This is a genomic window from Elusimicrobiota bacterium (assembly GCA_026388155.1).
In the GTDB taxonomy this organism is placed as follows: Bacteria; Elusimicrobiota; Elusimicrobia; order Elusimicrobiales; family UBA9959; genus UBA9634.
Window position 1 is genome coordinate 85053 of the sequence record JAPLKI010000010.1, and the last position, 21971, is coordinate 107023.

Here is a 21971-nt window from a genome sequence, read left to right on the forward strand (position 1 = left end):
TAATAAAAGGGCAAAGCTATGCTAAAACTGAAAAAGAAAGACACTGTCGTAATACTTATCGGAAAGGACCGCGGCAAGAAAGGCGAGATAAAGGAAATAATTCCCGGTGAGGACTCCGTCAAGGTGGTGGTGATGGGAATCAATATAGTTTCCAAGCACAAAAAAACCACCAAAGACCAGCCGGGAGGCATCCACAAAATCGAAGCCCCGCTTGATATTTCAAATGTCCAGCTGATTTGCCCCAAGTGCGGCAAGCCCGCCAAAGTGAAGATTTCAAATACGCCGGGCGCCGGCAAAATGCGCGCCTGCAAAAAATGCGGAGAAGTGATAATTTAAGAGGTGATTCACAAATGGCTAAAGAAAAAGAATCGGTTGAACAGGCTCTGCCCAAAGACTACAGGGCCCGCTTGAGCGAGGTTTACACGCGCAAGGTAGTGCCGGAACTTATGGCGGCATTAAAACTAACCTCGCCTATGGCTGTGCCGAAGCTGACAAAGATAGTGGTTAATATCGGAGTCAGCGAGGCGAAAGACAATATACAGCTGCTTGAACAGGCGAAAGAGGACCTCTCTCTCATCGCCGGCCAGGCCCCCCAGATACGGCGCGCGAAGAAATCCATTTCAAACTTCAAGCTGCGCGAAGGCATGCCTATCGGCGTGCGGGTGACGCTGCGCGGCATGCGGATGTATGAGTTCCTTGACCGTTTCGTTTCCATCGCCATGCCCAGGATACGGGATTTCCAGGGGATGGATCCGAAATTCTTTGACGGGCGCGGGAACCTGAACGTGGGCTTAAAAGAGCATCACGTTTTCGCGGAAGTCAACACCGAGAAGTCGCCCAAGGCCAGGGGTATGAACATAACTTTTGTCACTACCGCCGGAGACAATGAAAAAGGCAAGGCGCTGCTGGAGCATCTCGGCATGCCTTTTAAAAAACCGGCGCTCAAGACTAAGCAATAAGGCGACCGCTTTGGATAATTCAAAGGAGTAGATATGGCAACATACGCTTGGATGGCGAAGATGCGCAAACCCCAGAAGTTCTCCACGCGCTTTCGGAACCGCTGTCAGATATGCGGCAGGCCGCGCGGATATTACCGTGATTTTGGTTTGTGCAGAATATGCCTGAGGAAAATGGCCCACGAAGGCCTTATCCCCGGACTTAGAAAATCCAGTTGGTAGTATTACGGCAGCACATAGTGAATAGCGAAGTAGCGAATGAAAACAGAAAAAATATCAAAATCCGTGTTTCCGGCCCTATTCGCTATTCGCTGACCCCTGTTCGCTAACGATTTGGTTTTTTGAAGGAGAAAAAAATGGATCCCATATCAAACATGCTTACTTCCGTAAGGAACGCCGTGGCGAAAAAAAAGGAAAGGGTGGATGTGCCGTTCTCGAACATCAAGGTCAATATAGTAAAAGTCCTCAAGGACGAAGGTTTTATCTCAAATTACAAGGTGCTTGACCCTAAAACCGACAAAACCCTGGACAGGCGCGGAGTGATACGCATCGGTCTTAAATATACGCAGGATAAGAAGCCGGTAATCGTGGGCATCAGGCGCAGTTCAAGGCCGGGCTTGCGCATATACCGGCCTTACAGCGAAATCCCCAGGGTTAAAGCCGCTTTCGGCGTTACTATCGTTTCAACTTCAAAAGGCATTTTAACCGGCGATCAGGCGAAAAAAGAAAAAGTCGGCGGCGAGGTGCTTTGCCAGGTGTGGTAGCTAACGGCAGCGAATAGCGAATAGGGGTTAGCGAATAGCGAAGGAAATTAAGAATAGCTTTAAGAGGTAAAAAATATGAGCAGAATCGGAAAACAGCCTATTATTGTTCCTGAAAAGGTCAAAGTCCGCGTTGAGAACAAGAAGGTTTTTATAGAGGGTCCGCTGGGTAAGCTTAACTACTCCCTGCCGGACGGCATAAATGCGGCCGTGGCGGGCGGTAAGCTTACTGTTGCCGTGGATGCGGGCGCCGAGGGAAAGTCCGCGCTTTTCGGCACTTCCCGGGCCAGGATAAATAACATGGTTACCGGCGTTTCCAAGGAATTTGAAAAAGTGCTTGAAATAAACGGAGTGGGTTTTAAGGGCGCGGTGGAAGGCTCAAAAATTACCATGCAGCTCGGCTTCTCTCATCCCGTTATACTTGATATACCGCAGGGCATTAAAATGTCCTTTGATCCAAAACAGGTCGTGCTCACCATAAAGGGCATAGACAAGGAAGCCGTCGGCAACATCGCGGCCCAGATAAAAAGGATTAAAAAACCGGAACCTTACAAAGGCACCGGCATAAAATATCAGGGCGAGCATATCATCCGCAAGGCCGGAAAGACCGCGGCTGGAGCGAGCGCGGGAGTCGGTGGCGGCGCCGCAGCCAAGAAATAATCTGGAGATACCATAATGATAACCAAACAGGAAAGATACCAGTTCCGAAAAGACCGCTCAAGGAAAAAGTTGCTTGAGGGCGGTATCAGGCGGCCGCGCCTCAGCGTGTACAGGAGCGACAAATACATTTACGCCCAGGTCGTGGACGACCTGAAAGGCGGCACTTTGGCCGCCGCTTCAAGCCTGGAGAAGGAATTAAGAGATAAGACCAAGTCCGGCAAGAGCGTTGCAATCGCCAAAGCGGTCGGTTCGCTGCTGGCAAAAAGAGCCATTGAAAAAGGCGTGAAAGAAGTCTGTTTTGACCGCGGCGGCCGAATTTACCATGGCCGCGTAAAAGCCCTGGCGGAAGCCGCCCGCGAAGGCGGGCTGAAGTTTTAAGACGCTGGTAGGCCGGTATGCGGGTAGGCTGGTATGCCTACCAGCCTGCAAGCCTACTCGCCTACTAGCTCGTTAATCAGGAGAATCCAGAATGCTTAAAAATCAGAAACAATTAAGAACCGAGAAGGAACTCAATGCCGACGGCTTACCCAAGGCCGAGGCTCTTGCTTTTGAAGCGGCCCCGGAAGAAAAAGCCGTGGTGGTGGCCGTCAACAGGGTTACCAAAGTGGTCAAGGGCGGAAAAAGATTTTCTTTCAACGCCCTGGTAGTGGTAGGCGACGGCATGGGCACTGTGGGGGTCGGGCTCGGCAAATCGAACGAGGTCCAGTCCGCCATCCAGAAGGCCACTTCAGGCGCGAAAAAAGAAATGTTCACTTTTCCTATTTTGGATACAACTATTCCCCATGAAATTGAAGGCCGCTTCGGAGCCGGGCATGTATGGATGAAGCCCGCTGTGGGCGGCACCGGACTTATAGCCGGCGGCGGAGTGCGCGCGGTGCTTGAGGCGGGCGGCGTGCGTAATGTGCTTACAAAGAACCTGGGGTCCAGAAACGCTTTCAACACCGTTTACGCCACACTGGACGCCCTTAAACGGCTCAAAAGCAAAGAGGCCGTGATGAAACTGAGGGGCCAGTAGGAGCAGCGGCTAGAGGCGAGCGGATAGCGGATGCGGAAAATGAAAAATTAAAGTTTTTAAAATCTGTGTTTCCGCCCCTATTCGCTATTTGCTGACCCCTATACCCTGAACGATTAGACTTTACAAGGAGATAAAACTATGGTCGGTTTAAACAATTTACGGCCCAAACCGGGCTCAGTGCGCAGAACCAAGAGGCTTGGTACGGGCAGCGGTTCGGGACACGGCCAGACTTCCACTAAGGGCCAGAAAGGCCAGAGCGCCACCGCCGGCGGCACCAAACGCAGCGGCTTTGAGGGCGGCCAGATGCCGCTGTCGCGCCGCATTCCGAAGAGCGGGTTTTCCAACAACAAGTTCAGGGTCGTCTGCGAATGGGTGAATGTTTCTTCGCTTGATAAATGTTTTGACAACGGCGCCGAAGTGACGCCGGAGGCGCTGGTCCTGAAACGGCTGGTCAAGCATACAAAGCGCGTAAAAATTCTGGGCGACGGGGAGCTTAAGAAATCGCTGAAGGTCTTCGCGCACGCTTTTTCCGCGTCCGCCAAAGAAAAAATAGAGAAGGCCGGCGGCGCCGCCTCTGTGATAGCCGCGGCGGTCCCGGCGGGGAAATAAATGCAACAATTAGCCGATATCTTTAAAATTCAGGACCTTAAGAAAAGGATAATCTTTGTTGTGATAGCGCTGGCCGTTTACCGGTTGGGCGCTTTTATCCCGATACCGGGCATTAATGTCGCGGCCCTGCAGGCGCTTTTCAACGCCAACAAGGGGACGCTCCTTGGTTTTCTGGATATTTTTTCCGGCGGCGCGCTGGGGAGATTTTCCATTTTTTCAATGGGCGTAATGCCTTACATTAACGCTTCCATCATTATGAGCCTGGTTCAGGGCGCGCATGTATTCCCTTTCCTTGACAGGCTGGCCAAAGAAGGCGGTACGGGACATAAAAAGATAATACAGTACACCCGCGTATTTACCCTGTTTTTAGCCGCTTTCCAGTCGCTCGGCCTTACCATAGCGCTCACCAAAATGTCCGCGGGCGGAGGCCCCACCATTGTCAGCAACCCTACGTTCACATTTTACTTCGTCACCGTGCTTACTCTTGTCACAGGCACTATTTTTGTAATGTGGCTGGGTGAGCAGATAACCGAGCGGGGTATCGGCAACGGTATTTCGCTCATAATATTCGCCGGTATCGTGGACAGGCTGCCCGGCGCCGTGATGGACATGATAAAGCTGATACAGATAGACGAAATGAGCATTCTTTCCGGACTGCTTATAGTCGCGACGGTGCTGGTTATTGTCGGGTTTACTATCTGGGTTGAAACCGCCCAGAGAAAAATACCGGTGCAGTACGCACAGCGCATGGTGGGCAGAAAAATGTACGGCGGAGCAAGCACTTTTCTGCCGCTCAAAGTCGACCAATCAGGCGTTATCGCGGTTATTTTCGCCGTGTCGCTTTTAAGCGTGCCCTACACTATAACGCAATTTAATCCCGGCGCCCCCTGGGCGCAGAAAGTGATGTCCTTCATGAACCACTCAAGCCTGGTATATCAGCTGTGCTACGTGGCGCTCATCATCTTTTTCTGCTATTTTTACAACTCGGTGAGCATTAACCCTAAAGATCTGGCCGAGAATATGAAAAAATGGGGCGGTTTTATACCCGGTATACGGCCCGGTGAACAGACGGCGTCTCATATCGAATGGGTGATGAACAGGATAACGCTCGGCGGCGCGCTTTTCGTTTCCGTAATAGCGGTGCTGCCCGACTATTTGCGGGCTAAATTCAACGTGCCTTTCTATTTCGGCGGGACCTCGCTTTTAATCGTGGTGGGCGTGGCGCTTGACACCATAGCGCAGACGGAAGCCCACCTCATAATGCGCAACTACGAGGGTTTTTACAAGAACTCAAAAATAAAGGGCCGCTGGTTCAATGTGGGCACTTAAGGGAAAAATATAGAATACGGAATTTTAAATTCTATATTCCGACCTTTTGTGTTCTGGACGGACTTTACATGAATATAATTTTGCTGGGATATCCCGGTTCCGGAAAAGGAACCCAGGCCAAGGTTCTCTCCCAAAAATTAGGGCTTATGCATTTCTCCACGGGTGACATCTTTCGCGAGGAAATTTCAAAGCATAGCCCGCTCGGACTTGAAGCGGCGGGCTATCTTTCGGGCGGCCGCCTGGTGCCGGATAAACTGGTTTTGGACCTGATAAAGAGCAGGCTCGCCGCTGAAACGCGCGGCCTTTTATTCGACGGGTTCCCGCGCACTGTGGAGCAGGCGCAGGTCCTGGACGAGTATCTCTCCTCGAGAGGACTGGCGGTGGACATGGTTTTTTTTCTGGACCTGCCGGAACAGGAAGTCGTTTCGCGTCTGGGCGCGCGGCGTACCTGCGTGAAGTGCGGCATGATTTACAACCTTCTTACCAGCGCGCCGGCGAAAGAAAATACCTGCGACGCCTGCGGCGGGGCGCTGGCGCTCAGGGAGGACGATAAACCGGAAGTAATAAAAAAGCGCATTATGGTTTACAGGGACCAGACCGAGCCGCTTCTCGCCTATTACAAGGGCAACGGGGTTTTTTCAGAGGTTAAGGCGGACCTTGCCCCGCAAGCCATAACCGGACAGATTCTTTCTTCGCTTAAAACCGGCTTACATGGTTGAATTAAAGACTCCCGCCGAGCTTGAAAAAATGCGCACGGCATCGGGCATCGTGGCCTCTACGCTCGCTCTGCTGAGGGGAAAAATAAAACCCGGCGTTTCAACTTTGGAGCTTGACCGTTTTGCCGAGGCTGAAATAAGGCGGCGCGGGGCCCAGCCCGCGTTCCTCGGTTACAGGGGCTACCCGGCCACGCTTTGCGTTTCCATAAACGAGGAAGTGGTGCACGGCATTCCGAACGCCGCCCGCTTGATAATGGAAGGCGATGTGGTCAGCCTTGATCTGGGTGCTGTGTGGGAGGGGTTTTACGGCGACGCCGCCATAACCGTGGCGGCGGGCCGCGTGAAACCGGAGTTGGCTAAATTGCTTGAGGTTACGGAAGCGGCGCTTTACCGGGCGCTTAAAACGGTCAAAAGCGGGATTCACATCGGAGACGTTTCACATGCCGTGGAGGAATATGTCGTCCCAACCGGCATGGGCGTGGTGAGAGAGTTCACCGGGCACGGGATAGGCAGGCATTTGCACGAGGAACCCTCCATTCCTAATTTCGGCCGGCGCGGCACCGGCGTGGTTCTAAAACCCGGCATGACGCTTGCCATAGAACCCATGGTTTGTCTTGGAACCGCGGAGGTGGTAATAAAAAACGACGGCTGGACGGCCGTTTCCGCAGACGGGTCCTGCGCCGCGCATTTTGAACATACCGTAGCGGTTACGGAGGACGGCTGCGAAATACTAAGCCTAAGTGAGGGAGGACAGTAATAGTTTTGTATAATATAAACATATGTCAGAAAACAGCGAAAAAATAGAACTTGAAGGGATAGTGAAAGAGTCGCTTCCGAACGCCACTTTCAAAGTTGAGATCGCACCCGGAAAAACCATCCTTGGGATAATTTCCGGCAAAATGCGCATCAACCATATAAAGATTCTTCCCGGAGACAAAGTCCGCCTTGAATTGTCGCCCTACGACCTTTCCAAAGGCAGGATCGTTTACAGGGGAAAATAGAGGTATCCAGATGAAGGTAAGAGCAAGCGTTAAGAAAATCTGCAACAAATGCAAGATAGTTAAAAGAAAAGGCGTAGTCAGGGTGATTTGCACCGATCCCCGGCATAAACAGCGGCAGGGTTAGTTTTACAGCCTGAAGAACTTCAGCGCTTCAGTTCTTCAGCGCTTCAGCACTGAGTTTAAGGAGAATATATGGCAAGAATAGCTGGAGTGGATTTACCGAGGGAAAAAAGAATTGACATCGCCCTCGCCTATGTTTACGGGATAGGCCGGCCCATGGCCAGGAAGATTTTGGAAGGCCTGAAAAACCAGATAGACCCCACGACCAGGGTAAAGAATCTTACTGAGGATCAGGTGGGGCTGCTCAACTCGCTTATCTCAAAGGAATACAAGGTGGAAGGCGAACTGAGGCGCGAGGAAACCGCGCACATCAAGCGCTATGTGGAAATAAGCAGTTATCGCGGCTACAGGCACAGACGCAATCTCCCTGCCCGCGGCCAGCGCACCAAGACCAACGCCAGAACCCGCAGAGGCAGGAGAAAAACCGTGGGTTCGTCTTCAAAGGCGCCGGCGGCGGCGGCAGCCAAGCCCGCGGCGTAAAAAAAGCGCTTAAGCGCTTCAGTTCTGATTTATCCTCAGGAGGATTTGAAAATTATGAGCGAAGAAAAAAAACCGCAGAACGACCAGGCCAAAAGGCCGGAACAGGGAAAACCGCAGAGCGGCATCCCCTCATCAGCTGACGGCGCCAAAGGCCCCCGGCCCGCCGGCGCGGCTCCCGTTGGGAAGGGCGCGGAGAAACCGCAGGCCAAACGCCGCTATCGCAGCGTGCCTTTCGCCCGCGTTTACATCAACTGCTCTTTTAACAACACCATCGTCACCATTACCGACGAAAAAGGCGGGGCCATCGCCTGGTCGACATCGGGCAGTAACGGATTTCGGGGCACCAAGAAGGGAACGCCTTTCGCGGCCCAGATCACGGCCTCAAAGGCCTGCGCCAAAGCCGCCGAATACGGCGTGCGGCAGGCGCAGATTTTTGTGAACGGCCCCGGCCCCGGCAGAGAAACCGCAATACGCGCCATAGCCGCCAGCGGCATACGCGTGGTGTCCATAAAAGATGTTACCGGCATCCCGCACAACGGTTGCAGGCCGCCCAAGGCGCGGAGAGTGTAACAACAACAGCGGCTAGAGGCGAGGGGTTAGTGTATAGGGTTAAGAAATTTCCTTCCCTAACCCCTAATCGTTATACGCTATACGCTGATTTTTACGGAGGTTAAATGTCCAGATATACGGGTCCAAGTTGCAAAAAATGCAGAAAGGTCAGCCAGAAGCTGTTCCTGAAAGGAGTGAAGTGTAATACCAACTGCATTGTGGATAAGCAGAAACAGAAGAAAGACAAAAAATTTTCGTCGGGAGCCGGCAGAAACAAGAAATCCGACTATGCCGTTCATCTGAAGGAAAAGCAGATAGCGCGTATGATGGCGCAGGTAGGTGAAGCGCAGTTCCGCCGGTTCTTTGCCATGGCCTCAAAGGACAAGGGTCAGACCGGAGCGGCGCTTTTGCGCTTCCTTGAAGTGCGTCTGGATAATATAGTGAGGCGCCTCGGTTTTGCGGTATCCATGAAAGCGGCCCGCCAGCTGGTTAATCACGGCCACATTAAAGTCAACGGCAGGAGGGTGGATATAGCGTCGTGTCTGGTCAAGCCCGGAGACTCAGTTTCAATAGACCCGAAGGCTTCCCAGACGCTGCTTGTAAAGCAGGGCCTTGAGAACGCGCAAAAAACGGCCCAACGCCCGAGTTTTCTGGCCTGGGACGAGACCACGCTTTCCGGCAAGCTCGTGCGCTGGCCGGACAGAGCCGAAGTTTCCATACCCGTAAATGAACAGCTCATTGTTGAGTTCTATTCCAAATAATCAGGAGGTTACCAACGCATGCCTACATTTTCAAAACAGCTCATCATTCCTGAAGCCTTAAGCCTTGAGGAAAAAAGCCGGACCGCGAATTATTCCAAATTCACCGCTGAGCCCTATGAAAGGGGTTATGGCCACACCATCGGTAATTCGCTCAGGCGCATCCTTCTTTCAAGTCTTGACGGCGCCGCGGTGGTGGCCGTGCGCATCAAGGGTGCCCGCCACGAATATTCCACCGTCAACGGCGTTGAGGAGGATGTTATAAACATACTCCTGAACCTGAAGAAACTCCGCGTGCGTCTTCACGGCGAAGGGCCGGAGACGCTTCTTATCTCGCTTAAGGGCAAGAAAGAAGTTAAAGCCTCCGATATACGCGAAAGCGCCAATGTGGAGGTAATAAACAAGGACCTCGTAATCGCCCATGTCGAGGCCGGCGCCGAGTTCGAAGCGGAACTTGAGATCGCAAGGGGTGCGGGATATCTCACTTCCGACGAGATCATTTCAGGAATGACTCTGCCGGCGGATTTTATTCCGATGGACGCTTTATTCTCCCCGATAGAGAAAGTGCATTACACCGTGGAAAATGCCCGCGTGGGACATAAGACCGATTACGACAAATTGGTGCTTGAAGTGTGGACCGACGGCACCATTACTCCGTCCGACGCGGTGAACAAAACTGCCGCGCTGCTCCGGCGCTCCATCATCCCTTTCCTGCCGAAAGAAGAGGCCGCTGCGGAAAGTGTTCCTGAAAAAAGCGAAGAAAGCACCGCCGGTTCCGGCGAGCTTAATAACAAGCTGGAACAGGGTGTGGATATGATAGAGCTCTCCTCCAGGGCGTCCAACTGTCTTAAGGTGGCGGGTATCCGCACCATAGGCGAACTGGTGAATAAATCCGAGAATGATCTGCTCGCGGTGAAAAATTTCGGGCAGAAATCGCTTGACGAGATCAAAGATAAGCTCAAAGAGATGGGGCTTTCTCTCGGTATGAAGGAATAGCGGCGCAGCGCGCCGCTGGTCACAGGTCACAAGCAAGAGAAGGACACAGGACAAAGGATCTGCAATCTTATGATAAAGAATCTCGGACACAGAAAACTTTCCAAGACCGGCTCCCACAGGAAGGCGATGTTTTCAAATATGGCGACCAGCCTTCTTCTGCATGAAAAAATAACCACCACGGTGCCTAAAGCCAAGGAATTGCGCCGGGTGGTGGAGCGCGTTATCACCGACGCCAAACATGGCCGCACACTGGAAGTGCGCCGCGCAGTGCGCAGCCGCGAAGTTTATAACAAGGTGCTTGAAGTTATAGCGCCGCGCTATAAGGAACGCCCGGGCGGATTTACCAGGATATTAAGGATCGGCGTAAGAAAAGGCGATGCGACCGAAATCGCCATGATAAAACTGGTTGATTAGGAAGAGATTACAGCGATAACAGAATGATTACGGTGATAATGCTCCGAATAAAATCGCCGATTTTTAGGTTATAATGTTCGACTATTTTTTCAGCCTTTTTTCAAACGATATAGGCATTGACCTGGGCACTGCCAACACGCTGGTCTATGTCAGGGGCAAGGGCATCGTGCTGCGCGAGCCGTCAGTGGTGGCCATAGACAAGAACAGGCACAGGGTGCTGGCGGTGGGTTCGGAAGCTAAGCTCATGCTCGGGCGCACGCCCTCGCACATCGCGGCGGTGCGGCCGCTGAGAAACGGTGTAATAGCCGACTTTGAAGTTACCCAGGAAATGATAAAGTATTTTATCCGGAAAGTTCACAACAGGCGCAGCCTGCTGCATCCCCGTATCGTCATAGGCATCCCCTCAGGCATCACGGAAGTTGAAAAGCGCGCGGTGCAGGAATCCGCCGAGCAGGCGGGCGCGCGGGAAGTTTTGCTCATAGAAGAGCCTATGGCCGCCGCCATCGGTTCCGACCTGCCTGTTTCAGAGCCTCACGCAAGCATGATCTGCGACGTGGGTGGCGGCACCACGGAAGTGGCCGTTATATCGCTTGGCGGCATGGTAGTGGCCAAGTCCCTTGACGTGGCGGGCGACGAGATGGACGACTGCATAGTGCAGTACTTCAGGAGAAAGCACAATTTAGTCATAGGAGAAGCGACCGCGGAAGAGGTAAAGATACAGATAGGTTCGGTTTTTCCTCTGAAAGAAGAAAAGACCATAGAGGTCAAGGGCAGAGACCAGGCAAAGGGCCTGCCTAAAACAATTCTTGTTACTTCAGAAGAGATACGTCAGGCTCTTATGGAGCCTGTGCAGCTTATTGTGGACCTTATTAAGCAGGTACTGGAAGAAACCCCGCCCGAGCTCTCCTCGGATCTGGTTGACAGGGGTATGGTGCTTGCCGGCGGGGGCTCGCTGTTGCGCGGCTTCCCCGAGCTTATCAGGCAGGAAACCGAGTTGCCAGTCCACAGAGCCGCCGACCCTTTAAGCTGTGTCGCCCTTGGCTGCGGGAAGTATTTGGAAGAACTGGACAAGATACAGCAGAAACCCGATTTTTTTAAGTCCTACCGGAACGATTAGCCCGGCGCTCGCGCCGGGTTTTTAATGCCGTTTTCCGGGGCTTGTTTTCCTCCAAACACGGGCGTTTCTGCGTTAAGTCAGGGGCGCCGTTATGAACAAAGAAAAAGACATGGCCAATTACGCTGTGGTCTTTTTTGTCTTTTTGTCGGCCCTGCTGCTTATTTTTCCTTCCTCAAAAATAGCCCACAGCGCGCGTATTATCGTAGGTTACAGCCTTAATCCGTCTCTTCATTACGGCTCAAAATACGAGTATTACGCGCGCAATGTGCCGGAAAATTTTCTGGCGCTGCTGCGCACCGATCAGGAAAACCGCGCACTGAAAGATAAAATAAAAGAGCTTGAAATTTACCGCCAGAGCGCGGCCGCGGTGTTTGACGAAAACGCCCGTCTTTCCTCGGCGCTCGGGCTTTCGGGCCGCCTGCCCTGGAAAGGCGTATGGGCCCGGGTCATAAATAAGGACCCTTCCGACTGGTACGGGTCTTTTTTTATTGACAAGGGGGCCAGGCAGGGGGTGGAGCAAAATGATATGGTCCTTGGGTTTGAGAACGGCCGCGCGGGGCTCGCGGGGAGGATATTTGAGGTTTCTCCGGACTTTTCAAAAGCGCTGCTGGTAACCAACGATCTGTCTTCTGTCATCTGCTCTCCGGAAAAAGGCGGTTTTACGGCCCTGGCCGAAGGCAAGGGAACCTGGCTTTTAAAAATGAATTATGTTCCGGAAGATTCCGCTCTGGCTGCCGGAGCCGAGCTTTTCACCTCGGGCGGCGGATTGTTGTTTCCCGGGGGAGTGTATCTGGGGCGCGTTATAAAAGTTTATCCAAAAGAATCTTTCATGAATTTTATTACGGCGGATATAACGCCCGCGGTCAATGTGAACAATCTAAGGGAAGTGCTCGTAGTCAAGCGGAATTCTCCGTACAGGGAAGAGAAAAGAAAATGAGATATTTCGGCGATGCCCTGCTGTATCTTTTAACCGGAGTTTTTTACTGGTGGTGGACGGGGCATTTGTCGCTTTTCGGCACGGCCCCTAATTTTATTTTTCTGGCGGCGTTGAGCGCGGCCGTGATGGCCCGCCCGGTAAAAGCCATAGCTTACGGTTTTTTTCTTGGCCTGTATCTTGACCTGCTGGGGACCAATATGTTCGGAGCTTACGCGCTCACCTATACATTAATGGCTTATTGCGTATATATAGTGAAACGGCATTTTGACATGTCCGCCCCTTTCGCCCAGCTTGTCACGGCGCCGGTTATGTCGGTGGTCTGCATGCTGTTTTATCAGGTTTTGTCGCTTTCTATGGCTAAAATCAATCCCCTGAGCCTGAAAATTTTTTTGGTTGAGCCTTTCCTGAACGCAGTCGCAGCTCCCGTCGTTTTTTATGTTTTTTCCCGGCTGAAGAGGAAGTTCGAGATATTATGATTGCAGCATTATGCGAGGGGCGAGGAGCGAGGGGCGAGAGGTTAGGGAAGGAATTTTTGATTTCCCTAACCGCTAGCCCCTATCCCCTTTCGGGGATCGCCATATGATAGATCGCCAAATATCGCAGGAAAGGCTTGATTACCTGTGGATACTCGCCTATGCGGCGGCCCTGGTATTTTTGCTGCGCCTTATAAACCTGCAGGTGCTCATGGCTTCCCATTATCGCGAAATAGCCGAAAAGAACCGCACCCAGATCATAGCCCAGACGGCGCCCCGGGGGCGTATTTTCACCTCGGACGACGTCGCCATGGCAACCAGCAAGCCGTCTTTCAGCCTTATATACTTTCCCGGTCAGTTAAAAACAAACTCAGAGATCGATGCCCTTGCTTCGGGACTTTCGCGTCATCTCGCGATGTCGTATGAAGATCTGCGCAACACGCTTTATAGAGCCGCCCGCAGGGAAACGCCGGTGCGTCTGGTGGAAAATCTTTCCTCCAAAACCATGTTTTCTCTTTCCGAGCTGAAAACCATTTATCCCGGAGTGGACATCATAGTCGAAGCCAGGCGGTTTTATCCCTTCGGCTCCAACCTGTGCCACCTCATCGGCTACATAAGCAAGATGGATGCGCGCGAGTGGAGTGCCCGCGGCAAAGATAAAAACTATTTCATGGATTCCCGCGTGGGGAAGACCGGTCTTGAGAAGATTTACGAAAAAGAGCTCAAGGGCCGGGACGGCGGCATTTATCTGGAAGTGGATTCACGCGGCAAGCTCAGCCGCATCCTTGAAAGCCGGAAATGGGTGCCTGGCTCGGATGTCTACCTGACCATAAACTCAAAAGCCCAGGCGGCCGCCGAGGCGGGGCTTGCCGCGTCGGCCACCGGCAAGGGGGCCGTGGTGGCGCTGGATCCGCGCTCCGGGGCGGTGCTCGCGCTTGTTTCAATGCCGGAGTACGATCCAAACATGTTCGTGGCTTACCAGGATGAGCGCGATCAGGGGAAGCTGAAAAATCTTCCTGAATTCAATGTCGCTTTACAGGGCGCATATCCGCCCGGCTCGCCCTTCAAGATCATTACCTCGGCGGCATTGCTCGAAACCGGAAAGGTTTCTGTCTCCGAAACTTTTAATTGTCCCGGCTATTACGACGCCGGCAGCAGGGTATTCAAGTGCTGGCAGAAAAAAGGCCACGGACGAGTCGCTTTTTTGGCCGGTCTTGCCAATTCCTGCGATGTCTATTTTTATAACGCCGGCCTGCGTGTGGGCCCGCTTAGTATAGAAAAAATGGCCCGGCAGTTCCGGCTGGGGCTGCCCACCGGGATACCGCTGCCCGACGAGAAAGCCGGTAATGTTTTCGGCCCCAGCAGGAGGGCCGCAAAAAAAAGCTACTGGTTTATCGGCGATACTTTAAATCTTGCCATCGGCCAGGGCGAGACGCTGGTGACCCCCATACAAATGGCGCTTTTAATGTCCGCGGTGGCAAACGGCGGGATTTTTTACAGGCCCTATTACGTGGACAAAATAGTAAACGGAGAAGGGGAGGCTCTTTACCGCGGCCATACCGAGGAACTGAGCCGCCTTAATTTTAAAAATTCCACCTGGGACCTGATCCATCAGGGTTTAAGGCAGGTAGTGGATGAGGGTACGGGGCAGGTCGCCAAAATAAGCGGCATTGAGGTTTACGGCAAAACCGGCACCGCCCAAAACCCGCAGGGCAAGGACCATGCCTGGTTCGTGGCGTACGCCTCTTTACCAGGCCAGCCGGCCGAAGTGGCGGTTTCGGTGCTGGTGGAGCACGGCGAACACGGCGCCAGCGCCGCCGCGCCCATAGCCAAAGCGGTGATAGAAGCTTTGTTTAAGAATAAGCTGCCCTCAAAGACTTATTCCGCGCCCGATCCAAACGGTAAAACCGGGCCGGAGGCTCCGGCCGGGACAGCGCCGGAAGTTGATTAAATATGATATTTATCCAGCAGGCAGCGCTGAAAAAAAGCCGTATGGACTGGACGCTTTTTATTTCCGTGCTAGTGCTTCTCACTGTAGGCACGGTGGCGATCGTTTCTTCCGTGGCCGTTCTGCCCCAGCAGGCAAAGATAGTGAGAACACACTTTATAGCGCTGCCGCTCGCCCTTATCGCGTTTTCCGCGGCATGGAGCCTGAATTACCAGATTTTCCAGGACCAGTGGAAATTCGTTTACGGCCTGGTGCTCCTGTCGCTTGCGGCGGTACTGCTGTTCGGCGTGGTGGATAAGGGAGCGCGCTCATGGTTTCACCTGCCTTTGTTTTCGGTGCAGCCTTCGGAATTCGCGCGCATAGGTCTGATACTCGTGCTTGCCAATTACCTGGATAAGCGCATTTCAAAGATCCAGGAACTTCCCGTGGTTCTGGGGGCTTTCCTGCTGGCGCTGCCGGTGTTTTTTCTGCTGATAAAGCAGCCGGATTTTTCGGCCATACTGATAACCCTGCCCATAATACTGATAATGCTTTTTGCCGCGGGAGCCAATATTTCCCATCTCGCGATCATACTCGGTTACAGCTTTATTTCAGGCCTTTTCCCGGTGCTTTGGGCGCTGATAAATATGAACCCCGAACTGCTGGACAGTCCGCTGATCAATTATTTTTATCACCTGTCTGATTTCGGCTGGAACGCGTTGTTTTTCGTGGCCGGAACGGGGCTTGCGGCGTATCTGCTGTGGCTGCTTTCCATTAAACTTTATTCGAACATCTCAGGGGTTTATTTCGCGGGAGCCGCCTTGGTCATCTCTTTAGGGTTTCTCTCCGGAGTAATGGTAAAGCATCAGATGAAAGAATACCAGCAGAAGCGCCTTGAGGTTTTTCTATCGCCGGAGGCTGATCCGCGCGGCGCCGGATATAATCTCCTGCAGGCGCGCGTGGCCATAGGCTCCGGCGGCATATTCGGGCGCGGTATTTTTTCCGGCACCCAGTCCCGCCTCGGGTTTGTGCCGGAGCGCCACACTGATTTTATACTGGCTGTTATAGGTGAGGAAATGGGTTTTTGGGGGATGGTGCTGGTGGCGGGGCTTTACGTGCTTGTGCTTCGCCGCATAAAGCTGGCGGCGGGGCTGGCCCGCGACCGCTTCGGTTACCTTGTAAGCTGCGGTATTTTCGGCATGTTTATGGTGTATTTCTTTATAAATTTCGGCATGCTTTTGGGACTTATACCTGTGATGGGAGTGCCGCTGCCGCTGTTGTCTTATGGCGGTTCAAATATGGTCGCCACCCTTATGGCGGTGGGTATAGCGCAGTCCATTTACGCAAGGCGGTATACTTTGGTTTAAAATGTCAGTGATTAGACAGTGGATAGTGGAGAGTAGATAGTGTAGAGAACATAATGGAACTCCTCAAACGCTCTACACTCTCAACTCTACACTCTAAACTATAATTTGGCTTTTAACTCTTATGGAAAACGGCCCCAAGTCCCGGATACGGCTTAAATTCGCACGGCTCAAAGAGGCAAGTTCACTTACCCATTTGGAGCAGATAAGGGCGTTTCGTACAATAGCTCTGTCTTGCGGGCTTAAGTGCCGGCCCGCCAAGGTCGGCAGGAGTGCGGCGCCTAAAATGTCGTTCGGGCCGGCCATTTCCGTGGGCTATGAGAGCACATGCGAATATGCAGATCTTTACCTGGAGGAATTTGTAAAAGCCGAAACCGCCGGCGAAAAGGTGGCGGCACTCGACAGCGGCCGCTTCAGGCTGCTTGAGGCCAGGCGTATTCCCATGTTTTTCCCGTCCATAGAGGCGGGGGTGAACGCAGTCGAATACCTGCTTGAGGGCGGCCTGCCGGATGGATTTTCCCAGGGCGCAGTGGACCGCTTCCTGGAACTTAAAAGCGCAGTTTACGAAAAAGTAAAGCCCTCGGGCGAGAAGAAGTCCGTGGACGCCCGGCCTCTGGTGATCGAGGCCGTGTACGAACAACAGCGGGGGGCGCTGAAGCTTGTGCTGGCGCTGGGACCGGGGCGAAATATCAAGCCTGAGGCCGTGCTAAGCCTTATGGCGGGCGGCCCGACGGTCCCTGCGCGGATAGTGAGGAAGGAATTACTCTGGTTGAATTCCCAAGGCGTGCTGGAGGTTTTTTAGAGGAGATTACAGCGATGGTGAAGAGATGGCCGCAATAAGTAAAGGCTGTCCTGCTCCTTGTGTTTTGTTATCGCCGTGATCTATGCAGCAATCGCTGTGATCAAGTTGTATTATAAGGAGAATGGAATTTATGAGCAATGAAAACAAGATAAACAAGGAAATATTCGCCAATACGTCTTTTGAAGAAACGCGCATAGCGATACTTGACGACGGCAAGCTTTCGGAACTTTTCTGGGAGCGGCGCTCCAGTTCCAATATAGTGGGCAACATTTACAAGGCTGTGGTGGAAAATGTGCTGCCCGGCATTTCAAGCGCATTCATGAATATCGGCCTCGAAAAAAACGCCTATATCTATATTTCGGACGTGTTGGGCGGGCAGAGGGATCCTATAGACCGGCTGCTTAAAAAAGACCAGGAAGTGATGGTGCAGGTGACTAAAGACGCCATAAGCACCAAGGGCATGAAAGTGACCATGGATGTTTCCCTGCCCGGCCGTTATCTGGTGTTGACTCCCTTCCAGGAATTCGTGGGCGTGTCGAAGAACATAGAAAACAACGAGGAGCGCAAGCGGCTGTCGGAGATAATCAAAAAAATAGCCGAGAGCAATAATCTGGGAAAAAACGGCTGCATCGTGCGCACCGAGTCCGAGGGAGCGAGCGAGACCGAACTGGAAAGGGAATTGAAGTACCTCATCCGCCTCTGGGACGGGGTTCAGAAAAGATTTGAAACTTCAAAGCCGCCCTGCCTGCTGCATAAAGACATAGACCTGACCCTGCAGGTGGCCCGCGACATATTCTCCGATGACGCCTCAATTTATATGCTGGACAACAAGGACGATTTTCACAATGTCACGGATTTCGTTTCCAAGCTTTCGCCAGGCCTGAAGGAGCGGGTAAAGCTGTATGACGCTAAAACGCCCATATTCAAGGCGTTCAATATCGAAAAAGCCATTGAAGAGCTGCGCAAAGTAAAGGTGGAACTGGCCAATGGCGGCAGCATCATCATACAGGAAGCCGAATCGCTGTGCGCCATAGACGTGAATACCGGCCGCTACACCGGTTCCAAGTCGCAGGAAGAAACTGTCACCGCCACCAATATTGAAGCCGCCCAGGAAGTGGCCAGGCAGCTGCGCCTGCGCAATATCGGCGGCATCATAGTGATAGATTTCATAGATATGAAAAAGGCCTCGAACCGGCACAAGGTGGTGGACACCCTTGAATATGCGGTCAGGCGCGACCGCGCAAAGATCCGTATACTGCCCATAACCCGCCTGGGGCTGGTGGAAATGACGAGAGAAAGAAAAAGAGAGAGCACTTTCAGCCTGCTTACCGAGGAGTGCAAGGAATGCCACGGCTCCGGCCGCGTACTCTCAAGTGAAAGCGTCAGAATAAAGATCCAGCGCGAAATACAAAACCTCACCCTTGGCCGGCCGGGCGGAAACCTGCGCGTGGTGGTGCATCCGCTGCTTGTGGATATACTTAAAAAAAGGCAGGACATGATGGAAAAAAATGTGCATCGCAGCATAAAGATTTTTTCCGACCCGCAGCTGACCTGGGAGGATTACAGGATAATATTGGAGTAAGAAATGTGAATAGCGAATGGCGAATCGTAAATATCGAGAGGTGTATTTTTATGCTAAAACGGATAATGTTTTGCATTCTTGCGGCGGCGGTATTGTGCGCACCGGCGTGGGCCAGGATGGATGAAATTTCGTACATGAAGAACGGGGTTTACTCGGGCAAGATAGGAACATACAGCCTGGGAGGGAAGCTTTACCTGGACGCGTCAAAGGCTTCCAAGCTGATCGGAGGCAAAGAATATTGGTATCCCGTTTCCGGGCGGCTTATGCTGCAGATACGGGGCAGTAAAGTGGTGTTCGCGATTAAAAACGACGTCGTTTCCTTAAACGATGAGAAAACGGTGTTCTCAAGTCCCATGATAGTGCGCGGGGGCAGGGCCTTCCTGTCCATGGACTTCTTCGTTTCTAAATACTTCGCCAAAGCCTTCGGTTTCGCGCTGAGCTATAATCCGGGCACCGGCGTTCTGTCGGCTCAGCGTAAGATCAACATCACTTCCGTTAATTATTTCTCCTATCAGGATAAAACCAGGGTGGTGGTTTACATGGAGGAACCTCTTGGCTACCAGACTTCGCAGAAAGAAAATAATTTATTCGCCATCACCGTGCCGGAAGGCGTTATAGCCTCGGAGGAAAAAATAAATATAGGCGACGGGGTGGTTAAAACCGTGGACCTTTTTCAGGAAAATAAAATGGTCCGCATCGTGATAACCCCTGACGATAATTTCGGCCATCCGGCTTCTTTCAGACTTTCAAATCCTTCGCGCCTGGTTTTTGATATAACCAAGGCGGAGCATTCGGTGGCCCAGTCCATAGGGGCGCCCGGCGGCGCGCCGGCAGGTCCCTCCATGGCCGGGCAGGTCCCGCTTGAAATAAGCCCCGACACAGCTACCGCAGAAGGGGAAGCTCCCCGGGGTTTTGCCGTTTCCACGCAGGCGTCACAAGTAAATATTCCGGACAGGATGGTGCTTGAGAAGACCGGCACCAAGAGAATAGTGATAGACGCGGGCCACGGCGGCAAGGATGCCGGCGGCAGAAGGGCCTTCGGTCTCAAGGAAAAAGAGATCAACCTGCTGGTGGCAAAGGAACTTTATTCCCTTTTCAGTGAAAACCCCATGTTTGACGCGCTCCTTACCAGGACCTCCGATATCTTTATACCGCTTTCCGAGCGCTCCCGCATCGCCAACGAGTTCAAGGCTGATATTTTTATTTCCATACACGCTAACGCTTCACGGGACAGGCGGGAGAAGGGTTTTGAAGTGTATTTCATGTCTGAAAAAGCTTCAGACCCCGGGGCGGCCGAAGTGGCGGATTTTGAAAACTCCGTGATCGGCCTTGAAGACGGAGAGCAGCGGCCCGACCCCGCGTCGCTGCTGCTGCATTCGCTCGCGAGAAATGAATACGTAAACGAGGGCAGCAAGCTTGCCGGCCTTATTTCAAAGGAAATGGAAAAAAGCACGCCGTTCTCAAACCGCAATGTCAAGCAGGCGGCGTTTTACGTCCTGCGGGGCACCTACACGCCGGGGATATTGGTGGAAATCGGCTTTATGAGCAATCCGCACGACCAAAAAAACATGAATGACAAAAAGATCCGGGCAAAAATGGCCGCCGCGATATACAAAGGAGTGCTGAAATACGCGGAAATGAAAGGCTGGAAATAGATGGGATCAGGAATTAAAGATTAGAGATTAGGTACAATAAACTTACATCACTTGATCCTTGCGGCAGGGAGTGAAAAGGGATTGATTTATGAGCGGTAAAAGCAATGATCGGGCCATTGGCATTTTTGACTCCGGCCTTGGGGGGCTTACAGTCTTCAAAGCGGTAAGAAAACTGCTGCCGGAGGAAAACCTTGTTTATTTCGGGGACACGGCAAGGGTACCTTACGGCACCAAGTCAAAGGAAACAGTAATAGCTTTTTCAAAAGAAGTGGCCGCCTATTTACTGTCAAAGGATATAAAATTGCTTATAGTGGCATGCAATACGGCTTCTTCGCTCGCTCTCGCGGAGATAAGGAAAATTTCAGAGGTTCCTGTGATCGGCGTTATAGAGCCGGGGGTAAATGAGGCCCTTGCCGGGTCACGTCCGGTTGCGGACCGCGCGTCAGGGGCGGAGCAGGCTGTTCCCGCGAAACGCGTTCTGGTAATAGGCACTTCCGCCACCGTGAACAGCCGGGCTTACTCTATTGCCATTAAGAAAAAGGACCGCCGTATTTTCACCGCTGAAAAGGCCTGTCCTCTTTTAGTGCCGCTGGCGGAAGAGGGCTGGTGTTCAGGCAGTATAGCCGCCTTAGCGGTTGAAAAATATCTTGGCCCGCAGAGAAAAAAACATTTTGACACCGTGATACTCGGCTGCACGCATTATCCGCTGCTTAAAAAAACCATTTCAGCCGCGTTTGGCTCCGAAGTGAGGGTTGTGGATTCGGCCATGGCCGCCGCCCGGGGGGCGAAGGCGATGCTTGAGGCTGAAGGCCTGTTTAGGCATCCAGCCGCCAGTTTCGAAACAGGGAAGTTCCTCCAGCGCCGGGCCATCGGGCGCGGGGGGCATGCCGTAAAGGGCAGAAGCGAATTTATAGTCAGCGACGCGCCTGAAAAATTCAAGGCCCTGGCTTTAAAACTGCTTAAAATAAAAACAGGCAATGTGAAAGTAAAGCGGTTTTGATATAACCGCTCACTCGAGGGGTTCTTAGGAGGTAACATGAAAAAGTATTTGTTCGCAGCTGCAATGCTTCTCTGTGCCGGAGGGCTTAGCGCCCGGATTCCGGGCGCGGAAGTAGTTCCCGGCCCTCGGACAGGGCGGGAAAAACAGAGCTCCGCGTCCAAACAAGCGGCAGTCCCCGCATACGCCGCTCCCAGTCAAAGCACGCGGGGCCGGATAGTAGTCGCCCAGGTCCCGGCGGCTCCTGATGCGGCAAAAAAATACCAATCGTCCGCTTCGGCCGCCAAAAAAGAGGCCGCAAAAGCCGCCGAGCAGGACAGCGAAGAAGCCGGGGTAATGATAGACTCTAAATCGGAAGATACAGAAAGCGACGCGTCTCCGTCTTCCTCCATGACCGGAACCGAGCGCCAGGAGGATGTGACCTTCGCTTCTTATATTCCATCTTCATACGGCCAAATGAAGGGCGTTTTGAATGAGCAGGGTCGCAGTGTGCTGATTTTTGAAAACGAAGAAGGGATCCTCAGTTTCGTGCAGGTTTCAGTGGGAAAAAAATCGGTCGCTTGGAAATTGCTGGCAAGAGTAGCCAGAAGCCAGGAATAAAGCTGGCAGAAACAACCCCCGCACTTTGGCGGGACCCTTTCCGACAGATTTACCCACAGGCGGACACCGCTATGCTCCTTCGTCGCGCCTTGCATCCGGCTCAAATATGGGCCTCCAAATGTGTCTATTATTTTTTAACGAGCCCTTAATGCT

Annotated in this window: 28 protein-coding genes; all 28 read left to right on the forward strand. The window is 52.6% G+C overall.

The window, feature by feature from the left end; genetic code table 11:
• The first annotated feature begins 18 nt into the window (after positions 1-18).
• The 28 genes from rplX (at position 19) to NTX59_03600 (ending at position 21818) form a co-directional block, all read left to right on the forward strand.
• Positions 19-336 (forward strand): 50S ribosomal protein L24, encoded by a 318-nt coding sequence (gene rplX / locus NTX59_03465; GenBank protein MCX5784726.1) that lies wholly within the window; start codon positions 19-21, stop codon positions 334-336.
• A gap of 14 nt (positions 337-350) precedes the next feature.
• Complete coding sequence (rplE, locus tag NTX59_03470) at positions 351-959, forward strand: 50S ribosomal protein L5 (GenBank protein ID MCX5784727.1); 609 nt, start codon at positions 351-353, stop codon at positions 957-959.
• 33 nt (positions 960-992) lie between these two features.
• Positions 993-1178 (forward strand): type Z 30S ribosomal protein S14, encoded by a 186-nt coding sequence (locus NTX59_03475; GenBank protein ID MCX5784728.1) that lies wholly within the window; start codon positions 993-995, stop codon positions 1176-1178.
• A gap of 134 nt (positions 1179-1312) precedes the next feature.
• Positions 1313-1720: a 30S ribosomal protein S8 gene (gene rpsH / locus NTX59_03480; GenBank protein ID MCX5784729.1), complete on the forward strand. Its 408-nt coding sequence runs from the start codon at positions 1313-1315 to the stop codon at positions 1718-1720.
• Between the two features lie 75 nt (positions 1721-1795).
• Entirely contained in the window at positions 1796-2377 is a 582-nt protein-coding gene (rplF, locus tag NTX59_03485) for a 50S ribosomal protein L6 (GenBank protein MCX5784730.1), read from the forward strand.
• Positions 2378-2392: 15 nt separating this feature from the next.
• Positions 2393-2755 carry a 50S ribosomal protein L18 gene (gene rplR, locus NTX59_03490; GenBank protein MCX5784731.1) on the forward strand — a complete coding sequence of 121 codons (363 nt, stop codon included), beginning with the start codon at positions 2393-2395 and terminating at the stop codon, positions 2753-2755.
• A 91-nt stretch (positions 2756-2846) separates the two neighbouring features.
• Complete coding sequence (gene rpsE, locus NTX59_03495; GenBank protein ID MCX5784732.1) at positions 2847-3392, forward strand: 30S ribosomal protein S5; 546 nt, start codon at positions 2847-2849, stop codon at positions 3390-3392.
• A 138-nt stretch (positions 3393-3530) separates the two neighbouring features.
• Positions 3531-4001, forward strand: a complete 471-nt coding sequence (gene rplO, locus NTX59_03500; GenBank protein MCX5784733.1) for a 50S ribosomal protein L15 — start codon at positions 3531-3533, stop codon at positions 3999-4001.
• Complete coding sequence (secY, locus tag NTX59_03505; GenBank protein MCX5784734.1) at positions 4002-5330, forward strand: preprotein translocase subunit SecY; 1329 nt, start codon at positions 4002-4004, stop codon at positions 5328-5330.
• A gap of 68 nt (positions 5331-5398) precedes the next feature.
• Entirely contained in the window at positions 5399-6049 is a 651-nt protein-coding gene (locus NTX59_03510; protein MCX5784735.1) for an adenylate kinase, read from the forward strand.
• A complete protein-coding gene (map, locus tag NTX59_03515; GenBank protein MCX5784736.1) occupies positions 6042-6803 on the forward strand; it encodes a type I methionyl aminopeptidase in 762 nt (253 codons plus the stop codon). Before NTX59_03510 ends, map begins: the two co-directional genes overlap by 8 nt.
• Positions 6804-6825: 22 nt before the next feature.
• Positions 6826-7047 (forward strand): translation initiation factor IF-1, encoded by a 222-nt coding sequence (gene infA / locus NTX59_03520; GenBank protein ID MCX5784737.1) that lies wholly within the window; start codon positions 6826-6828, stop codon positions 7045-7047.
• A gap of 10 nt (positions 7048-7057) precedes the next feature.
• Positions 7058-7171: a 50S ribosomal protein L36 gene (gene rpmJ / locus NTX59_03525; GenBank protein MCX5784738.1), complete on the forward strand. Its 114-nt coding sequence runs from the start codon at positions 7058-7060 to the stop codon at positions 7169-7171.
• A 68-nt stretch (positions 7172-7239) separates the two neighbouring features.
• A complete protein-coding gene (gene rpsM, locus NTX59_03530; protein ID MCX5784739.1) occupies positions 7240-7647 on the forward strand; it encodes a 30S ribosomal protein S13 in 408 nt (135 codons plus the stop codon).
• Between the two features lie 123 nt (positions 7648-7770).
• Positions 7771-8217 (forward strand): 30S ribosomal protein S11, encoded by a 447-nt coding sequence (gene rpsK / locus NTX59_03535; GenBank protein MCX5784740.1) that lies wholly within the window; start codon positions 7771-7773, stop codon positions 8215-8217.
• A gap of 104 nt (positions 8218-8321) precedes the next feature.
• Positions 8322-8957, forward strand: a complete 636-nt coding sequence (rpsD, locus tag NTX59_03540) for a 30S ribosomal protein S4 (protein MCX5784741.1) — start codon at positions 8322-8324, stop codon at positions 8955-8957.
• Between the two features lie 18 nt (positions 8958-8975).
• Positions 8976-9950, forward strand: coding sequence for a DNA-directed RNA polymerase subunit alpha (locus NTX59_03545; GenBank protein ID MCX5784742.1), 975 nt, complete (start codon positions 8976-8978; stop codon positions 9948-9950).
• A gap of 69 nt (positions 9951-10019) precedes the next feature.
• Positions 10020-10364 carry a 50S ribosomal protein L17 gene (gene rplQ / locus NTX59_03550; GenBank protein ID MCX5784743.1) on the forward strand — a complete coding sequence of 115 codons (345 nt, stop codon included), beginning with the start codon at positions 10020-10022 and terminating at the stop codon, positions 10362-10364.
• Between the two features lie 73 nt (positions 10365-10437).
• A complete protein-coding gene (locus NTX59_03555; protein MCX5784744.1) occupies positions 10438-11481 on the forward strand; it encodes a rod shape-determining protein in 1044 nt (347 codons plus the stop codon).
• Between the two features lie 91 nt (positions 11482-11572).
• A complete protein-coding gene (locus NTX59_03560; GenBank protein ID MCX5784745.1) occupies positions 11573-12418 on the forward strand; it encodes a rod shape-determining protein MreC in 846 nt (281 codons plus the stop codon).
• The gene (gene mreD / locus NTX59_03565; GenBank protein MCX5784746.1) at positions 12415-12894 is read left to right on the forward strand and encodes a rod shape-determining protein MreD; all 480 of its coding nucleotides are present in this window, start codon (positions 12415-12417) and stop codon (positions 12892-12894) included. The genes NTX59_03560 and mreD overlap by 4 nt, the downstream gene beginning before the upstream one ends.
• A gap of 103 nt (positions 12895-12997) precedes the next feature.
• A complete protein-coding gene (gene mrdA, locus NTX59_03570; protein ID MCX5784747.1) occupies positions 12998-14842 on the forward strand; it encodes a penicillin-binding protein 2 in 1845 nt (614 codons plus the stop codon).
• Between the two features lie 2 nt (positions 14843-14844).
• Complete coding sequence (locus NTX59_03575; GenBank protein ID MCX5784748.1) at positions 14845-16185, forward strand: FtsW/RodA/SpoVE family cell cycle protein; 1341 nt, start codon at positions 14845-14847, stop codon at positions 16183-16185.
• 121 nt (positions 16186-16306) lie between these two features.
• Complete coding sequence (locus NTX59_03580; protein MCX5784749.1) at positions 16307-16984, forward strand: TIGR03936 family radical SAM-associated protein; 678 nt, start codon at positions 16307-16309, stop codon at positions 16982-16984.
• 130 nt (positions 16985-17114) lie between these two features.
• Positions 17115-18566 carry an Rne/Rng family ribonuclease gene (locus tag NTX59_03585; protein MCX5784750.1) on the forward strand — a complete coding sequence of 484 codons (1452 nt, stop codon included), beginning with the start codon at positions 17115-17117 and terminating at the stop codon, positions 18564-18566.
• A gap of 50 nt (positions 18567-18616) precedes the next feature.
• Positions 18617-20221: an N-acetylmuramoyl-L-alanine amidase gene (locus NTX59_03590; GenBank protein ID MCX5784751.1), complete on the forward strand. Its 1605-nt coding sequence runs from the start codon at positions 18617-18619 to the stop codon at positions 20219-20221.
• Positions 20222-20309: 88 nt separating this feature from the next.
• Positions 20310-21221, forward strand: coding sequence for a glutamate racemase (murI, locus tag NTX59_03595; protein MCX5784752.1), 912 nt, complete (start codon positions 20310-20312; stop codon positions 21219-21221).
• Between the two features lie 36 nt (positions 21222-21257).
• Positions 21258-21818 carry a hypothetical protein gene (locus NTX59_03600; protein MCX5784753.1) on the forward strand — a complete coding sequence of 187 codons (561 nt, stop codon included), beginning with the start codon at positions 21258-21260 and terminating at the stop codon, positions 21816-21818.
• The last annotated feature ends 153 nt before the right edge of the window (positions 21819-21971 follow it).

Excerpts from the sequence above, each read along its gene's own strand:
- NTX59_03590 (MCX5784751.1), top strand. The coding sequence starts at position 18,617 with ATGCTAAAACGGATAATGTTTTGCATTCTTGCGGCGGCGGTATTGTGC.
- NTX59_03600 (MCX5784753.1), top strand. The coding sequence starts at position 21,258 with ATGAAAAAGTATTTGTTCGCAGCTGCAATGCTTCTCTGTGCCGGAGGG.
- secY (MCX5784734.1), top strand. The coding sequence starts at position 4,002 with ATGCAACAATTAGCCGATATCTTTAAAATTCAGGACCTTAAGAAAAGG.
- rpsD (MCX5784741.1), top strand. The coding sequence starts at position 8,322 with ATGTCCAGATATACGGGTCCAAGTTGCAAAAAATGCAGAAAGGTCAGC.
- rpsH (MCX5784729.1), top strand. The coding sequence starts at position 1,313 with ATGGATCCCATATCAAACATGCTTACTTCCGTAAGGAACGCCGTGGCG.
- murI (MCX5784752.1), top strand. The coding sequence starts at position 20,310 with ATGAGCGGTAAAAGCAATGATCGGGCCATTGGCATTTTTGACTCCGGC.
- NTX59_03555 (MCX5784744.1), top strand. The coding sequence starts at position 10,438 with ATGTTCGACTATTTTTTCAGCCTTTTTTCAAACGATATAGGCATTGAC.
- NTX59_03580 (MCX5784749.1), top strand. The coding sequence starts at position 16,307 with ATGGAAAACGGCCCCAAGTCCCGGATACGGCTTAAATTCGCACGGCTC.
- rpsM (MCX5784739.1), top strand. The coding sequence starts at position 7,240 with ATGGCAAGAATAGCTGGAGTGGATTTACCGAGGGAAAAAAGAATTGAC.
- rplO (MCX5784733.1), top strand. The coding sequence starts at position 3,531 with ATGGTCGGTTTAAACAATTTACGGCCCAAACCGGGCTCAGTGCGCAGA.
- NTX59_03585 (MCX5784750.1), top strand. The coding sequence starts at position 17,115 with ATGAGCAATGAAAACAAGATAAACAAGGAAATATTCGCCAATACGTCT.
- mrdA (MCX5784747.1), top strand. The coding sequence starts at position 12,998 with ATGATAGATCGCCAAATATCGCAGGAAAGGCTTGATTACCTGTGGATA.
- rplX (MCX5784726.1), top strand. The coding sequence starts at position 19 with ATGCTAAAACTGAAAAAGAAAGACACTGTCGTAATACTTATCGGAAAG.
- rpmJ (MCX5784738.1), top strand. The coding sequence starts at position 7,058 with ATGAAGGTAAGAGCAAGCGTTAAGAAAATCTGCAACAAATGCAAGATA.
- map (MCX5784736.1), top strand. The coding sequence starts at position 6,042 with ATGGTTGAATTAAAGACTCCCGCCGAGCTTGAAAAAATGCGCACGGCA.
- infA (MCX5784737.1), top strand. The coding sequence starts at position 6,826 with ATGTCAGAAAACAGCGAAAAAATAGAACTTGAAGGGATAGTGAAAGAG.
- NTX59_03510 (MCX5784735.1), top strand. The coding sequence starts at position 5,399 with ATGAATATAATTTTGCTGGGATATCCCGGTTCCGGAAAAGGAACCCAG.
- NTX59_03545 (MCX5784742.1), top strand. The coding sequence starts at position 8,976 with ATGCCTACATTTTCAAAACAGCTCATCATTCCTGAAGCCTTAAGCCTT.
- mreD (MCX5784746.1), top strand. The coding sequence starts at position 12,415 with ATGAGATATTTCGGCGATGCCCTGCTGTATCTTTTAACCGGAGTTTTT.
- NTX59_03560 (MCX5784745.1), top strand. The coding sequence starts at position 11,573 with ATGAACAAAGAAAAAGACATGGCCAATTACGCTGTGGTCTTTTTTGTC.
- rplE (MCX5784727.1), top strand. The coding sequence starts at position 351 with ATGGCTAAAGAAAAAGAATCGGTTGAACAGGCTCTGCCCAAAGACTAC.
- NTX59_03475 (MCX5784728.1), top strand. The coding sequence starts at position 993 with ATGGCAACATACGCTTGGATGGCGAAGATGCGCAAACCCCAGAAGTTC.
- NTX59_03575 (MCX5784748.1), top strand. The coding sequence starts at position 14,845 with ATGATATTTATCCAGCAGGCAGCGCTGAAAAAAAGCCGTATGGACTGG.
- rpsE (MCX5784732.1), top strand. The coding sequence starts at position 2,847 with ATGCTTAAAAATCAGAAACAATTAAGAACCGAGAAGGAACTCAATGCC.
- rplQ (MCX5784743.1), top strand. The coding sequence starts at position 10,020 with ATGATAAAGAATCTCGGACACAGAAAACTTTCCAAGACCGGCTCCCAC.
- rplF (MCX5784730.1), top strand. The coding sequence starts at position 1,796 with ATGAGCAGAATCGGAAAACAGCCTATTATTGTTCCTGAAAAGGTCAAA.
- rplR (MCX5784731.1), top strand. The coding sequence starts at position 2,393 with ATGATAACCAAACAGGAAAGATACCAGTTCCGAAAAGACCGCTCAAGG.